Source organism: Methylocaldum sp. 14B (assembly GCF_002005105.1).
Lineage (GTDB): Bacteria > Pseudomonadota > Gammaproteobacteria > Methylococcales > Methylococcaceae > Methylocaldum.
This window is the reverse complement of sequence record NZ_MSCV01000030.1, coordinates 1-15,953: the sequence shown is the minus strand read 5'-3', so window position 1 is coordinate 15,953 and position 15,953 is coordinate 1. Positions and strand designations below refer to the sequence as shown.

The following is a 15,953-nucleotide window of genomic DNA, read 5'->3' as shown; positions in this document are numbered from 1 at the left end:
ATGCGTATTTTCGTCAATGGCGAACTGCGTACCGTAGCTGATGGAGCGACGCTCGCGGACCTTATCGCCGAATTGAATCTGGGCGGCAAACGCATCGCCGTAGAACTCAACCGAGAAATCGTGCCTCACGGGCACTATGAAGATCATCGACTCGCTATGGACGATAAAATAGAAATCGTACATGCCATTGGCGGCGGACAAGCCGATCCCTTGGTCATCGCCGGCCGCACTTATCATTCGAGGCTCCTGGTCGGGACCGGGAAATACAAGGATCTGGACGAAACCCGCCGTTGCGTGGAGGCTTCCGGGGCCGAGATCGTCACGATCGCCATACGCCGCAGCAACATCGGGCAAGACCCCGGTCAGCCCAATCTGCTCGATGCGGTTCCGCCGGATCGTTACACCCTGCTGCCCAATACGGCCGGGTGTTATACCGTGGAAGACGCAGTGCGTACCTGCCGGCTCGCCCGAGAGCTCTTGGGCGGCCACAAGCTGGTCAAGCTGGAAGTGCTGGGCGATCCCAAAACGCTGTATCCGGACGTTACCGGCACTTTGGCGGCTGCCGAAATTCTGATCAAGGAAGGATTCGAAGTCATGGTTTATACCAGCGATGATCCGGTGGTGGCCAAACGACTCGAAGAGCTCGGTTGTGTCGCCGTCATGCCGCTCGCTGCGCCGATCGGCTCCGGATTGGGTATACGCAACCCCTACAACATTCTGACCATCATCGAAAACGCCAAGGTTCCCATTCTGGTGGACGCCGGCGTGGGCACGGCGTCCGACGCCGCCGTCGCCATGGAACTCGGCTGCCACGGCGTATTGATGAATACCGCCATTGCGGAGGCGAAAAACCCCGTACTGATGGCACAAGCCATGAAAAAGGCCGTGGAAGCGGGCCGCGAGGCTTTTCTCGCCGGCCGCATGCCGCGCCGCCGCTACGCTTCGGCCTCCTCACCCGAATCAGGGCTGTTCTTTTATTAATCAGGCCCCTAAATACCCTCCTGGTATTTCGGGCCGCCGCCCAGGCCGGTACACGCCCGGCCTGGGCTCACGCGGCTTGTCGCCGCGCCGGGGCATCCCTGCCCCGGATTAACCCGGCCTATATTTATAGGCCGGGTTAATAATTCACGAGCAAGCGGTATTCCTGCCATTGTTGCCGGCGGAAAAATACTGTGTCGCCGGCAAAACGACGGGCAACAATCTAAGCGCGGCAGGCTTTTCCGTTCGTCATCCCGCGTGGATTGCGGGAAGAATTTCTGACTATTTTTGTGTAGAATCGATGGCTCTTGATTTTGATCTTTCGGCCGTCATTTTAAGGATGACCGAAGCTTTTGAAGCCACCGGATCGGTTTCCGTGGCTTATGGCCAGTACATCTAAACCTGACACAATTCACAATTAAAGGAGACGATTGATGAGCGTATTAGTCGGTAAACCCGCCCCCGATTTTCAAGCGGCCGCTGTTCTTGGCGATGGCAAGATCGTCGACAACTACTGGTTCTCGAAGGAAACCAAAGGCAAGTACGCCGCCATTGTTTTTTATCCGCTGGATTTCACCTTCGTCTGCCCGACCGAATTGATCGCCCTCGATCACCGTATCGACGAATTCAAAAAGCGCGGCGTAGAAGTCATCGCGGTTTCCATCGATTCCCAGTTCACCCACAACGCCTGGCGTAACACGCCGGTTGAAAAAGGCGGCATCGGCCAGGTGCGGTACACCATGGTGGCGGACGTCAGCCACGCCATCGCCAAGGCTTACGATGTAGAAGTGGAAGGCGCGGCCGTGGCCTATCGCGGTAGTTTCCTGATCGACCGGAGCGGCATCGTCCGTCACCAGGTCGTCAACGATTTGCCGCTGGGCCGTAACATGGACGAACTCGTCCGCATGGTCGACGCACTCCAGTTCTGCGAAGAGCACGGCGAAGTTTGCCCGGCCGGCTGGAACAAAGGCAAGACCGGCATGAACGCCAACCCCGAAGGCGTGGCCGATTACCTGAGCAAGAACGCGGCCAATCTCTAAAATCCGGGTTTTTCCCGCATCAACGCCCCGCAAGCGTGCGCCTGCGGGGCGTTTTTGTCTTCTGCTACTGCGCCTTAGCTGCCTTGAGCAAGAAAAAATGCCGAACCAGCACGGCGCACACGAGACCGAGGGCAACCGATGAAAAATTGATCAGCCCGGTCGAGAAGCTTGCTTGCTGTACGTGGAGTGAAGCAATCCACGGCTTTGCGACCAACAAGCTCCAAGCGAAATTGGGTACGTAAAACGCCAATAGCCCCGCGAAAGCCCATTGAAAAGTCGGAAGACCGCGATCTTCCGCGCTCCGATAAAACCAGTATGCGATCAACACTGCGACAACGCCGCCTATCATGGTGCCTCTCCTCTGAGTGATATTGTTTTAATAGTTGTAGATTTGCCGGTTGTTCCGGCATCGCGAAGCTGTCTTGTCCAGACCGTGCTCCGGGAGATGGTAAGCGCTTCGTAACAGCGTACGATACAAAAGATCCGGACTCCTTTCACCATCAAAGATTGAGCGATTTCCTCTCCATCAAATAGCAGAAGCAGTCCTGTCGGATAATTCGCTTGTCCAAGGTCAGCATGGACGGCATCACCGCCCTTTTCAGCACCAGCCGGTCTTCGCGAATTTCGAAATAGTCGGCGGCGACATCGTGCCCCGATTCGTCGCAGGCGATGAACGGAAGAGTGGACGAGCCGTTCTTGACCATTCCCAAAGCCGTCCCGGCGCTCAATTCCGTGAAATTAAGATGATCCAAATCTTCGTTCAGCCGAAGGTCGGTGTCCTCGGATGAAAAGTCGAAGGACACGTTCTCGCGCACGGTGACTTGTACGACCGTGTGATAAAAATCCAGATCCTGCGATGCAACCGGGTGGTCCGGTATATCGGTGAGGTGCAGGCAGGCGTCCAAATATTCGAAGACATGCTCGCTCCCGTATTTTTGTCCCGGTTTGCCGCATTCCAGGGTAACCGCAGGACACAGCCGGGCGAAAGCAGAGGTTTGGGTGCCTTTGGGATAGGTAAAATAAATCACCAACCGGCTGAACATGGACGCCAATCGAAAAAACCGGTGGTCCAGCCGGTTGACGCAGGCGTAATGAGGGTTCACCCCGGTATTGTTGTGCACATCGATGCTGGCGAAAACGCGACGCCTGGCCATTTCTTCCATTACCGACTGCATCATGGCCGTCTCAGGGCAAGCGGAATGCGTAGTTCCGGGCCAAATGCGATTGTAATCCACCTGCCCATCCAGCCGCCGCACACCATTCCGCGCCGCACTGACATTGCCGATGAAAACCGACAGCGCGCGCGGCAAAGTCTGGTCCGAATACTTTCTGAGCAAGCTTTGCACAGCAAGTAGGCCGGTAGGCTCATTGCCGTGAAGCAGAACGGACACGAACAAGGGTCTTTCCTGACGTCCCGGGAGATGAATGAGCGTAGGTCCCGGCAATATCGTATGGAGGCGTTCCGCGGCTATCTCGGTCAATCCTTGCGGGACATGGTCCAGTTGAGTCAGAGACGGAGCATCCATCAGAGCGGCCATCGATGAACCGGCTCCCCGCTCTTCTGACGATTCAGATACTCGCGAGTCATGGTCGAAAATTCCCCAGGATGTTTCTCTATAAAGCGGCGTTGCCATTCGCTGCCGGTCTGGCCGGATAATATCCGTTGCTCGATAATGCCCAAAAAATAGGCGATATCCGCTTCCGCCAACCCCAATCGCTTTAAACCGGATTCCGCTTTCGGGAGCAGTTCATGCAGAAGCCATGGCTTGAGCGGCAGCTTTGTCTCGTCCCGCCAAATCACGTGCGCCCCCAGGCCGTATCGAGCCGCCTGATAAAAATTATCCTTGGCCTGAGCGAACGGAATCAACGGCTCATGGTACTCGTTCGCGAACGCTTCCACCAAACCGTAAAAGAATGCCGCATTGGCGATCATATCCACAATGCTCGGCCCTGCGGGAATAACGCGATGCTCGATTCGGATATGGGGGCGGCCGTCGGGATCGAAACCGACCAGAGGGCGGTTCCAGCGCCAGATGGTGCCGTTGTGCAGCCGCAAATGGGCGAACTGCTCGGGCGGGCACTCCGACAGTATCGGCAGCAAAACCGGATAATGTTGAAAATTCTCCTCGAACACCTCGGTAATAGCGTGCCTCGCATAACCGCTGCCGAAGCCGACTCTATGCAAGGGGCCGTGGCTCGCCTCATGGAAACCGCCGCTGTCGACCGCTTGCTCGAACAGAGGAATCCGCGTCTCCGCCCACAGATCCTTTCCGAACAAGAACGGCGAATTGGCGGAAACAGCTACCAGCGGCGCGGAGACCAGAATGGCGGTATTGAAATACTCCCGTACCCGTTCAAGCGGAACCTGGAGATGAATCTGAAACGATGTTGCCGCCGATTCCAGCATCACGTCCTGGTGTTCGACCGCGAGATGCTGATGACCGGAAATGTCGAGTTTCAAAGGCTCCTGGCGACGTGCCGACAGAATCTGCTCGTTTAGCGCCCGGTATCGGTTCATCTCCGAAATATTGTTCAGATTGAGCACCGCCGAGGGCACCGTAGGTAAGATTCCGATCGCCACGAGTTCGACGCCCAAAGATTCCGCCGCCGCGCAGGCCTTTCGCCAGAGTTCGCCCAAATCGACGCGAAGCTGCGAAAGCACCTGTCCCCGCAGGAATTGCGGCACGCTATTGAACTCCACATTGAATTTCGCGAGCTCCGGACAGGCGAGCGAGCCGCCGAAAGCTTCGAGAAACGCGGCATTGACCGGCGCGGGGTTCATTTCCGAATCCACTAGCCAGGATTCCAGCTCGAACCCGGTAATCGGTCCCAGCGACGAACACACGCCCTTACGGACATAGCGGCTGAGTAATCCAGTTTCCGCTTCCAGGCGCTGGCGAAAATTATCGAAATCGGCATCGGAGAACCGGGCTTTTTCTATCTCTTGCCCCATGTTCCACCCCAAAGTTTTGGCGCTCTGACCACATCATGCCACGGACTTAAGGCCGACCAAAGACGCAATTTATCTTATGCAGGCTATAGACCGCAAAAGTGGTCGAAAAGATTGATCCTGGCCAGCGAAAGCGCTTAAAATCACGAAGACAAGCGGGTGTAGTTCAATGGTAGAACCTCAGCTTCCCAAGCGTGCGACACGAGTCGCGTCGGTAGCTGGCCTACTCACAACGTCATCGTGAGGAAAACAGCCCTTTATCCACCAGCGTGCCTGCGCTCCTGGTGGCAGGATCGCAACCTCTATAAGACATCTTCAAGATGTTCGTGGTTCTGAAGCAGGCTTTGTATCGACATTGCGGCGAATGCCGTTTAAGTAGTTGTCTTGCAGATTGCAGGATTTGACAAGACCCGGTGTTCAGCCACCGGTAGCCTAGGTACGGTGCTGGGTTGATAACGACCCCGTGCCAAGCGTACTGACAATGTAGCCACCTTACGGGGTACACTAGCTCCGTGAGGAGCCTAGTGTGATATCGGGAGTCGCACCCGGTTGAGGCGCTAGGCTGAGTCGAATGGTTAGCGTAAGCGAACCGCTATTAAACGTCGTCAAGCTGAACAAGCCAAAAGCGACTGATAGGCTTGACCCAAAATGGGACGTGGTGGGTTGCTCTTCTGCTTGGTAAGGGCACGCTGACAAACAACACCACCGGCGGAAAGGCGGAACCTTAACGACTTTTGCTACTTGAACGGAACGTGGTAAGCCCATATAGGTGTCCTGGCAACAGGACGAAGCAGCCCGCAAGGTCTGCTGATGCCTTTGTGGGTAAAGGATCGCGGAAAAAGCGAAGGCTGGTCTGTAATGGACCGGATAGGGGATGAAACGATTGCCCCGACCCGAAAGGGTGCTGACTTCTGCGTGGTGGCCTATCGCGAGATAGGTCTGTTAACTAACCCCCGAGGGGATGGATGCATCCCTTCGGGGGAGAAATGCGTCCATCTCCGACGGAATCGGGCGGGTGTAGTTCAATGGTAGAACTTCAGGTTCCCAACCTGATAACGTGGGTTCGATTCCCATCACCCGCTCCATATCGGAGGCTGATATGGACGCTCTTCCAAAGAGTGATGTCGCTTCCACTGCATGGTCAAGTTGGCACGAAATTTCGTGGTCCGACGCCCATCGTGTAGTCGGGAGGTTGCAGACACGCATCGCGAAATCAACGAAAGCAGGCAACTGGCGACGAGTCAGACGCTTGCAGTCCCTCCTGACCCGCTCCACCAGCGCGAAAGTGCTAGCGGTCAAGCGCGTCACGGAGAATCAAGGTCGAAAGACGCCCGGCGTCGACGGCCAGACCTGGAGTACCCCGGAAGACAAGTGGCACGCCGCGCATAATCTGCGCAGCAAGGGTTATCGCCCCGCCCCTCTACGCCGGATTCACATCCCCAAAGCGAACGGCGGAAAACGCCCATTGGGCATTCCGACGATGCGCGACCGGGCGATGCAGGCGCTTCATCTGCTGGTTTTAGACCCGGTAGCGGAAACGCTCGCCGATTCACACTCCTACGGCTTCCGAAAGGGCCGATCAACGGCGGATGCCATCGAACAGGTACGCAACGTGCTTGGACGAAAAGCGTCTCCGAAGTACGTCCTGGAAGGCGATATCAAAGGGTGCTTCGACCATATCAGCCATGACTGGTTGTTGGCGAATGTTTGTATGGACAAGCGCCTGCTCCGGAAATGGTTGAAGGCGGGATATATGGAAAAAGGGTGCCTGTTCCCGACCGAAGCGGGTACGCCCCAGGGGGGTATTGTCTCCCCCGTACTCGCGAATTGGGCACTTGATGGCCTGCAACAGCGGCTCGAATCGTTGTTCCGAACGGTTCGGGAGGCCCGCGCTGCCAAGGTCCATCTGGTGCGCTATGCCGATGATTTTGTGATTACCGGCAGTTCGAAAGAATTGCTGGAAACGAAAGTTAAACCCGCTGTCGCCGAATTCCTGCGGGAAAGAGGATTGACGCTGTCGGAGACCAAGACCCGCATTACCCATGTGGATAAGGGCTTCGACTTTTTGGGTTGGAACGTCCGAATGCACCGATCGATGCTGTTGATACAGCCTTCGAAACGGAACACCAAGGCGTTTCTCGGCAAGGTCAGACAGGTACTCAAGGACCTGCGGGCCGTGAGCCAGGTCACGGTGATCGATACCTTGAACCCGATTCTTCGGGGATGGGCGAACTATCACCGCAGCCAAATGGCGACCCGCACGTTCACCCGATGCGACCATCACATCTGGGGTGCCCTATGGCGCTGGGCCGTCCGCCGTCACCCGAACAAAGGGAAACGATGGATCAAGCAGCGCTATTTTCAGCGCCTGAAGGGTCGTGACTGGCGTTTCGGGGAAAAGGACAAGCTTCTGTTGTGTCTGGGTGGCGTACACAAGCGCAAACACACCAAGATCGCAGCGGAGGCCAATCCCTACGATCCTGCGTTTGATGACTATTTTTCCGGGCGGCTCGCCGCTCGCATGCTTCAGACGCTGGAGGATCGAAAGCGGCTTCGCTGGCTCTGGTGGTTCCAGGGAGGAATCTGTCCGGTATGCAACCAAAAAATCACGGCAGAAACGTGGTGGCATCTCCACCACGTCCTGCCGCGGCGCTTGGGCGGATCGGACACGATGAGCAATCTCGTGCTGCTGCATGAGAATTGCCATCGACAGGTCCACGCGAAGGAAAAGCCGACCTTTGTTGGTGGCCTACTCCGAAACGGGTAGGCTTTCAGGCTGCTTGAGCCGGATGCGTGGAAACATGCACGTCCGGTTCTTAGGGGAGGAGATGGCCGCGAGGCCCTCTCCTTACCCGACTGATGACGTGGGTTCGATTCCCATCACCCGCTCCACGTCCCCCGCCTTCTTCATCCTCGAACATCAAAGTTGCTTCACTTCAGTTCGAACCGCCTATGCAGGCAGGCTCAGGTTATTCCTTTGAGATTGCCATAGAGAAAAGCCCACATAAGACACAATCCCAATATTGACGGCGAAAGTCAGGACCTTGATCCACGAGACGCCGGCCAGCAACTCGAAAAGCTCTATGGGAATATAGATGGCACCGCTCGCCACCGCGAACCACTCGGCCCAGCGCCGTCCTCGCCATAATCCATAAGCCTCGATAAACCGCAACCCACTGTACGTAAATGCAAAACCGGCAAAAAGCCAAAGCCTCTTATCAGAAAGCCGTCCTGCCAAATCGATAAAAATTCGCGGATACCGGCTGGCTGGATTGAGGTGAAAATGACCGACAATTTCCTCAGCCAGTTGCTGCACATCATGATGGATAAGCGAGAGGAGTCCGAATCCCGCCAGCACGATCAGCACACCTTTGCTCAACTCGACTATCGCAATCACGCGTAAGCCTCCCGGCGAGTGCGAAGACCTGACGGCGCTATTTTGCTTGGCAGATAATAGTTGTCCCATGACCACACGCCTCCTAAAATCCTTGGCCGCCAACTTTTTGAGCAAATGAACTCGGGATCGAGCGATTGGATTGCGAATATGATCGACGTCGCATCTTTTAACGCCGGCTGTCATGCGCCATGTCCCCGATGGCTGTGCTAGACCGTTGGCAATACCTTTTTGAGTAGCTCCACTATGTTTCTTATCCTTTGCATTTTATGAAAGACCCGATCGACAACAATCAAGTTAGCATGAACGCCTTTAAACGCCTGTTGTTCATGGCTCTGTTTTTTGCGCTCTTCGGTATCGTACGTTTTGTTCTGTGGGCCATCGTGCTGTTCCAGTTCATCGCCCATCTCTTTACCGGCCGAGCCACCCGCCTCGGCGTGAAGTGGGGTGAAGCCCTGTCGGCGTGGATTTACAACATGATGCTCTTCATGTCCTACAGCACCGACCGCATGCCTTTCCCGTTTTCCGCCTTCGGAGCGAGAGAGGATTGACGGTCGCGGAGTTCGTTGCTCGATTATCCGGGCTTTCAAGCTCTTATCTTTCAGCATCCCCGGAAATAAAAAAACCCACCATGCGGTGGGTCAAGAGGAGGAAGAACACATACATGTAGACAGCGTGGCAGCCCGTTAGTTCATGCGCACACGAAATTTTGTTGCCTGCTGTGTACAAATTGTTGCGGCAAAGGTGCCGCCGGGTGGGCGAAGATCCCGGCCGATGCCGAGGAAGTGATCGGATGAGGCGCGGACCGGCAAAGCGCCTTCCACCTTCAAGAGATATAGCCTGGAAAAGATGCGGTAGATCGGCAATCCCTTGCCGACGAAGGCCTCCCGATAGTGCTACGACATACCGGAAAAGGCTCTGACGGCTGCTATTGCGCCGCCTTCCGATTCAGCAGGTAGTAAACCACCGGCACCACGTACAGGGAGAATGCGGTCGACGCGAAGATGCCGAAGATGAAGCTCCAGGCAAGGCCGGAGAAGATGGGATCCAGGGTGATGACGAAAGAACCGAACAGCGCGGCGGCGGCGGTGAGAAAAATCGGGCGGAGACGGGTGGCACCGGCCTCGATGAGGGCATCGACGAGGGTTTCGCCCTGAGCCCGCAGCCGCTCGATGAAGTCGATGAGAATGATGGAGTTCCGGACCACGATGCCGGCCAGAGCGATCATGCCGATCATGGCCGTTGCGGTGAACAGGATGGGATTGTCGAAACCCGCCACGGGCTCGGTAAACAGCAGGTTGAGCAGCGCGAAGCCGGGCATGATGCCGATGACGGTCAAGGGAATGGCCACCATGATGATGAGCGGCATCCCCAGGGAACCCGTCTGCGCCACCAGAAGCACGTAAATCATGAGCAGGGCCGCACCGAACGCGAGCCCTAAATCCCGGAACACATCCACCGTGATCTTCCACTCCCCTTCCCCGGCCAGATCGACCGTATAGCCTTCGGGCAGCGGTTTTTCGTCCTCGATGTCCCACCAGTCGAACACGGCTTCCACGGGACTTCGCCCCGCCATTTCGGCGGTAACGTAGCTCAGGCGCCTGAGATCTTTATGATAAATCGTGAGATCGGCCGGCTCCTCGATCGCGTGGCCGATTTCTCCCAGCGGCACCAGCGAGCCGTCCAGGCCTTTCACCCGGAGCGTATTCAGATCGGCCATGGAGGAGCGTTCCGCACGCCGCAGCCGCATAACGATTTCCAAGGGCTGGCGCTCGGACGAAATGTGCACCGCACCGGCGGAGGCGCCGTTCAACGCGGCACGTAGGGTTTCCGCGACCTCCGCCACGGTCACGCCATGCAGCGCGGCCTGCTGACGGTCCAACTGATAGCGGATCACGGTCTGCGGCTCGTCGACGGTATCGTCCACATCCACGACGCCCTCTATCCCGGCGATCTCCTGTTTCACCCGCTCGGCGACGCGCGCCAGATCGGAATAAGCCGCGTCCAGAGGCCCGTATACCTCGGCCACGAAGGTGGACAGCACCGGGGGACCCGGAGGGGTTTCGACGATCTTGGCATTGGCGCCGTAAGCCTTGACGATCCGCTCGATATCGGGACGGATGCGCAGGGCGATTTCGTGAGACTGCTGCTCGCGCCGTTCCTTGGGCAGCAGGTTGATCCGAATCTCGGCCTGATGGGGCTCGCGCCGCAGATAGTAATGTCGCACCAAACCGTTAAAATCCATGGGCGACGCGAGTCCCACATAACTCTCGTAATCGGTCACTTCGTTGACTGTGGCGAGATAATCGCCCAGCGCCCGCGCGGCGGCGTCGGATGCTTCCAGCGTGGTGCCGCGCGGCATGTCGACGACGATTTGCAGTTCGTTCTTGTTGTCGAAAGGCAGGAGTTTGAGCGGCACGATGCGGAAGACCGCGAGCAAGGCAGAAACTACGAAGGCCGCCAGCACCAGCCACAGAAAAATCTTCGCCCGACCGGCAGTCGCCAGGAGTCCGCCCAAGGTGCGGTGATAAAACCGGTACACCGTGCTCTGCTTGAGATCGAACGCTTCCTCGCCCTTGCCGTACTCGCTCTTCAGAAGGTAATAGCTCGCCCAGGGGGTTACGGTGAACGCCACCAGGAGCGACATCAGCATCGCGATAGGTACGTTGAAAGCCATGGGCGCCATGTACGGCCCCATCATGCCGGTGATGAAGAACATCGGCAGAAAGGAAACGATGACGGTAAAGGTCGCGAAGATGGTGGGCGGACGGACCTCGTCGACCGCGGTCAAGGTGGCGTCCAGGGGCGGCTCCCGGCGCAGCTGGAAATGGCGAAAGATGTTTTCCACATCGACGATGGGATCGTCCACCAGGAGCCCCAGCGACAGAATCAGCGCGAACAGGGTCACGCGATTGATGGTGTAGCCGAAGATGAGATCGCAGAACAGGGTCACGCCCAAAGTCATCGGCACCGCCAGGGCGACGATGAAAGACTCCTTCGGCCCCAAGGCGAAAGCCAAAAGGACGACGATCGTGGCGATGGCGATGAAGAGATGCCGGACCAGTTCGTTGACCTTGTGATTGGCGGTCTCGCCGTAATTGCGGGTGATATTGACGGTGACGTTTTCCGGAATGACGGTGCCGTACAGTTCCTTCGCCGCCTCGATGACCTCTTCGGCCACCGCAACCGCATTGGCCCCTTTCCGCTTGGCCACGGTTACGGTGACCGATTGCCGCTCTTCGCCGGGCTTCGCGGCTTCCGTTTCGCCCAGGCGCGGGCTCTCGGCGGCTGCCGGCCCGTAGCCGATTCGGGTGTAACTCGATGCTTCCTGCGGACCGTCGATAACCGCCGCCACGTCGCGGAGATAAACCAGTTTGCCGCCCTGCCCGGCCACCGGCGTGCCGGCGACCTCGTCCGCGCTGGTAAAGAACGGACCGGCCTCCAAGCGGACGGCGCGGTTGGCCTGTTCGAAGGTCCCGGCCTGCAGGTTGATATTGGCGGCTTGCAAGGCTCGCATCACGTCCAGAACGGTTACGCCGTGTGCCGCCAAACGCGCGGGATCGGGATAAACCGAGATCTGCCGGCGCTCTCCGCCGACCACGGTAATCTTGCCGGCATCCTCCACCACGGCCAGTTTGTCCTTCATCTCGTCGGCCAAACGGCGCAGCGCCGCCGCATCGTAAACCGGATCGTTCGACGACAACGCCAGCGTAACGATGGGGACATCGTCGATTTCCACCGGCTTCACGGTCCAGGAGCTGACCAAGGGCGGTATCCGGTCCTGGTTGGACATCAGCTTGTTCCAGACCTTGACCAGACTGTCCTCGCGGTCTTCGCCGACATAGAAGCGCACCGTCACCAGGGCCTCGCCTTCGCGCGAAGCGGAATACACGTATTCCACGCCGTCCACTTCCCTCAGCAGGGTCTCGAGCGGCGTCGACACCAGTTTTTCGACTTCCTCGGCATCGGCGCCCGGCGCGCTGATCAAAACGTCCGCCACCGGCACCACGATCTGCGGTTCTTCCTCGCGCGGCGTCAGCACCAGCGCGGCGAACCCGGCCAGAAAGGACGCGATCAGCAACAACACCGACAGCTTGGAGGTGATGAACAGCTCGACGATGCGGGCCGTCAAACCCCGCTCGACAGAGGTTTCCGCGCTCATCGGCCGGCCTCCGGGAGCAGCACGGTATCGCCTTCCGTCAGCCCCGAAAGGATTTCGATCCGCCCATCGTACCGCTTGCCGGTGCGGACGTGGCGCAGCCGGACCTTATCGTCCACCACCAGCCGCACGCTCTCGAGTTGCCCCACGCGACTCACCGCGGAAACCGGCACCAGCAGCACGTCCGCTTGGCCGCAGGGCTGGTAGAGCCAGCCGAACGCTCCGGGCTGCACGCCCGAATCTTCCGGCAAACGGGCTTTCACCAGCACGGTTCGGGTCTTCGGATCGGCGGCGGGCTGGATCTCGTCCACCACGGCCTTGAACTCGCTTTCCGGATTGGCGATGCGGACCTTGAGTTCATTCCCGATTTCGACCAGACCGGCGCATTGGGCCGGAACGGCGCTCTCGATCCGAAGCCGCTGCGATTCCTGAAGAACCAGTATCGGCGCACCGGGCAAGGCCATGTCGCCCGGTTCCAGACGGCGTTCGACGATGACACCGTCGAAGGGCGCGCGCAGCACCGTTTCCGTCTGAGAGGATTCCGCCTCGCGAATTGCGTCCCTGGCTTCCCGCACTTGCGCTTCCGCGGTCCGGGCCGCCGCCAGGGCGGCATCGAGGGCTTGCCGGGTCGCGGCCTCTTTGTCGTAGAGGTTTTGGATTCGGCGCGCATCCGCACGAGCGCGTCCGGCTTGCGCCTCGGCGGCGGCGAGAGCGGCGCGCGCCTGGCCGAGGCGCGACCGAGTTTCCCGTTCGTCGAGGCGTGCCAGCACTTGGCCTTGCTTGACGCGGTCGCCCGCGCGAACCGTGATTTCCAGAATCCTGCCGGGAATCTTGGGAGCGATCTGCGCCACCGTCCGCGCCGCGACGGTTCCGGGCCAGGCAAAGACTTTTTCGACTTCCTTTCGAACCACCTTGGCCGTTGGCGTGCGCTCGTCGGCTTTCCCATTCGCCACGGACTCGCTCACCCCCGGTTCCACCTTGTCCTTAAAGCCTCCCTGCATCCAGACGAGAAGAAGAATCAAAACGGATACCGCGATCAGGGCGTAGATAAGCTTGGTCCGGGAGTGCGTGGCATGCGTCATGAATTAGCCTATCGGTTTCTTGCTTGTTCGTAGTCGGGCAAAAGTCCCCGGCGCCTGAATGAAAGCCGGCCAGAGCGGGGGTTGAAGCACAGGTTGTCCGGAGACCTTATCGCCAGTGCCCCACCGCCTTCTTCAGCTGCGCTTGCGCCACCTCCGCCTCGTAACGGGCGACGATGACGCGCAGGGCGGCATCGGCACGATCTGTTTCCGCTTCCAGATACCGCGTCACGCTAGCAGCGCCGCCTCGATATTGCTCATTAACCAGTCGCAGAGCCTCGTCGGCGGCGGCAGCGCCGGCTTCGGCCACTTTAAGGCGTTGCAGCGCTTCTTCCAGGGTCGTATAGGCGCGCCGGACTTCATCCTCGATCTCCAGCCGGGTGCGCTGCTCCAGGGCTTGAGCTTCGGTCAGCCGGCGTTCCGCTTGGGCGATACGGGCGCTGACCGCGCCACCCGAAAATAGATCCACCTCGGCGTTGACGCCCAGGGTGACGTTGTCCCGGCTGAACGCGAAATCCGGCGAGCGGCTGTTCTGACCGTAAGCAGCGTAGGCATTCACCCGCGGCCAGCGCGCTCCCCGTTCGGCCTGAAGTTCCTCGCGCCGGATCTGCGACTGATGTATCGCGGCCTGCATCTCGGGACGCTGGGCCAAGGCTTGATCCAGCAGCCGCGCATAATCTTGAGCTGGATGGTCGGCAAGTCTGTCCGCGGGTTCGCGCAGCTCCAGGATTTCGCCCGTCGTGATGCCGAGGAGCGTCTTAAGCGCCGAACGGGACAATTCGATGGCGTTTTGGGCCTTCAACTCGGACTCGCGGGCCTCCGCCGCGCGGACTTCCAAGGATAAAACGTCCGCCTTGAGCGCCATGCCTTCCGCCACCCGATGTTTGGTATGCTCCAGTTCGCGCTCGACGGCCTCGATCGAATGGCGCGCCACATCCACTTGCTGCGGCGCGGACAGCAGCGCGTAATACGCCGCCGTCACTGCCGCAGCCAGACGGTTGCGAATTGCCGAACGTTCCAATTCGGCCGCTTCGACGCCCAATTCGGCGGCTTTCTTCCGATAACTGTCCTGCCCGCCTCGATACAACGACCAGGTGCCGACGATCTCGGGGCGAAAGTTTTCCACCCAGCCCGGATGATTGATATCCATGCCGAAGTTGAAACGGCGCTGTGCCACGATATAGGAAAAGGCTTGGGAAGGATCGTCGGAATAGGCGTAACCGACCCGCGCCATAAGCTTGGGATAGAAGTTCGCGGCGGCTTCGGCAACCTTGGCCTCGGCCTCGCCGATCCGGGCGGCGGCCGCGAGAAGATCGGGGTTTTGCTCGAAGGCCAAATCGATGGCTTCCTCCAGCTTGAGCGGATGGCGAGCGCTTGTTTCCGCCAGCGCGTCTGCGGCAGACCCGGCTCCGACCAGTATCAGACAGAGTGTCGCACCCGCGGCCAAAAGTCTCGACTGGGAAAGCTTCAAACTCATATCCTGCCTTTGCTCCTCATCGTCTTGCGCCTTGATGCTTGAAAACCGCCAAGTGCTTCGAAACTCGAATGCCTACCCCGGATCTGTCGCCACACTCCGTAATGCGAATACCGCTCGATCATGGACAAGCAAAAATATAAGCATTTGCTAATATTTAATCAAGTCCGCATCCTGTTCGAAAGGATTGCACCCCCTCGGGATGTTCGATAGCTTTTTAATGTTCGCCCCTCAGCCCGCAGTCTCGCGCGGGCGAATGAAGAGGCCGCCGACCGTTTCACGAACGGAATTTACAACACGTACCACAGGAAAGCATCTCAATGTCCCAGGAAAGAGATTTCGTTCCCCTCAACATCGCCATATTGACGGTATCCGACACGCGCACGGAAGACACCGATGTTTCCGGGAAAACCCTGGTCGACCGGCTAAGCGCCGCCGGACATCACCTGGCGGATAAACGCATCGTAGCCGACGACATCTACCGAATCCGCGCCGTGGTATCGGAATGGATCGCCTCCGAGACGATACAGGTCGTCATCACCACCGGCGGCACCGGCGTGACCGGACGGGACGGCACACCGGAAGCGGTTTCAGTCCTGTTCGACAAGACTCTGGACGGATTCGGCGAGGTCTTTCGCGCCATCTCGTATCAAGATATCAAGACGTCCACGATTCAGTCCCGCGCCGTTGCCGGGGTAGCCAACGGGACCTATATCTTCTGTCTGCCAGGCTCTTCGGGCGCATGTCGAACCGCTTGGGACCAGATCATTCGAGATCAGCTCGATTACCGTACCCGTCCGTGCAATCTGGTGGAATTGATGCCCCGCTTGCTGGAGAAATGAGCCGAACAGGGAGTGCGCGACGACGCTGACAACTTAA

General features: G+C 58.5%; 13 protein-coding genes and 1 tRNA gene. 7 read left to right on the top strand and 7 right to left on the bottom strand.

All coding sequences use genetic code 11. The annotated features are described in order from the left end of the window. The 3 genes from thiS (at position 1) to B2A78_RS19115 (ending at position 2,018) form a co-directional block, all read left to right on the top strand. Positions 1-981, top strand: coding sequence for a sulfur carrier protein ThiS (thiS, locus tag B2A78_RS19125; protein ID WP_077731629.1), 981 nt, complete (start codon positions 1-3; stop codon positions 979-981). Positions 982-1,150: 169 nt separating this feature from the next. Further along, positions 1,151-1,378: a hypothetical protein gene (locus tag B2A78_RS19120; protein ID WP_077731628.1), complete on the top strand. Its 228-nt coding sequence runs from the start codon at positions 1,151-1,153 to the stop codon at positions 1,376-1,378. A 34-nt stretch (positions 1,379-1,412) separates the two neighbouring features. Next, a complete protein-coding gene (locus tag B2A78_RS19115) occupies positions 1,413-2,018 on the top strand; it encodes a peroxiredoxin C (protein WP_077731627.1) in 606 nt (201 codons plus the stop codon). A gap of 64 nt (positions 2,019-2,082) precedes the next feature. On the opposite strand, the gene B2A78_RS19110 is transcribed toward B2A78_RS19115, so the two are convergent. From B2A78_RS19110 to B2A78_RS19100, 3 genes are all read right to left on the bottom strand, one after another. Further along, positions 2,083-2,367 carry a hypothetical protein gene (locus B2A78_RS19110; protein WP_077731626.1) on the bottom strand — a complete coding sequence of 95 codons (285 nt, stop codon included), beginning with the start codon at positions 2,365-2,367 and terminating at the stop codon, positions 2,083-2,085. 151 nt (positions 2,368-2,518) lie between these two features. Next, a complete protein-coding gene (locus B2A78_RS19105) occupies positions 2,519-3,556 on the bottom strand; it encodes a M14 family metallopeptidase (protein ID WP_077731625.1) in 1,038 nt (345 codons plus the stop codon). Beyond that, on the bottom strand, positions 3,544-4,971 hold the full coding sequence (locus B2A78_RS19100; protein WP_077731624.1) for a glutamate--cysteine ligase: 1,428 nt from the start codon (positions 4,969-4,971) through the stop codon (positions 3,544-3,546). Before B2A78_RS19100 ends, B2A78_RS19105 begins: the two co-directional genes overlap by 13 nt. Before the next feature lie 1,008 nt (positions 4,972-5,979). Between B2A78_RS19100 and B2A78_RS19095 the strand changes: the two genes are divergently transcribed. Further along, positions 5,980-6,053, top strand: a tRNA-Gly gene (locus B2A78_RS19095). Positions 6,054-6,067: 14 nt separating this feature from the next. Continuing rightward, positions 6,068-7,735 carry a group II intron reverse transcriptase/maturase gene (gene ltrA / locus B2A78_RS19090; RefSeq protein WP_077731623.1) on the top strand — a complete coding sequence of 556 codons (1,668 nt, stop codon included), beginning with the start codon at positions 6,068-6,070 and terminating at the stop codon, positions 7,733-7,735. A 183-nt stretch (positions 7,736-7,918) separates the two neighbouring features. Here ltrA and B2A78_RS19085 read toward each other — a convergent pair whose 3' ends face one another. Further along, positions 7,919-8,434, bottom strand: coding sequence for a DUF2127 domain-containing protein (locus B2A78_RS19085; RefSeq protein WP_077731686.1), 516 nt, complete (start codon positions 8,432-8,434; stop codon positions 7,919-7,921). 197 nt (positions 8,435-8,631) lie between these two features. Between B2A78_RS19085 and B2A78_RS19080 the strand changes: the two genes are divergently transcribed. Further along, positions 8,632-8,913, top strand: a complete 282-nt coding sequence (locus B2A78_RS19080) for a DUF4389 domain-containing protein (protein WP_077731622.1) — start codon at positions 8,632-8,634, stop codon at positions 8,911-8,913. Positions 8,914-9,290: 377 nt separating this feature from the next. Here B2A78_RS19080 and B2A78_RS19075 read toward each other — a convergent pair whose 3' ends face one another. From B2A78_RS19075 to B2A78_RS19065, 3 genes are all read right to left on the bottom strand, one after another. Continuing rightward, positions 9,291-12,524 carry an efflux RND transporter permease subunit gene (locus tag B2A78_RS19075; protein WP_077731621.1) on the bottom strand — a complete coding sequence of 1,078 codons (3,234 nt, stop codon included), beginning with the start codon at positions 12,522-12,524 and terminating at the stop codon, positions 9,291-9,293. After that, entirely contained in the window at positions 12,521-13,603 is a 1,083-nt protein-coding gene (locus B2A78_RS19070) for an efflux RND transporter periplasmic adaptor subunit (protein WP_077731620.1), read from the bottom strand. Before B2A78_RS19070 ends, B2A78_RS19075 begins: the two co-directional genes overlap by 4 nt. Before the next feature lie 106 nt (positions 13,604-13,709). Then, entirely contained in the window at positions 13,710-15,077 is a 1,368-nt protein-coding gene (locus B2A78_RS19065; RefSeq protein ID WP_077731619.1) for a TolC family protein, read from the bottom strand. A 317-nt stretch (positions 15,078-15,394) separates the two neighbouring features. On the opposite strand from B2A78_RS19065, the gene moaB reads away from it, so the two are divergent. Further along, entirely contained in the window at positions 15,395-15,916 is a 522-nt protein-coding gene (moaB, locus tag B2A78_RS19060; protein ID WP_077731618.1) for a molybdenum cofactor biosynthesis protein B, read from the top strand. Positions 15,917-15,953: the final 37 nt, after the last annotated feature.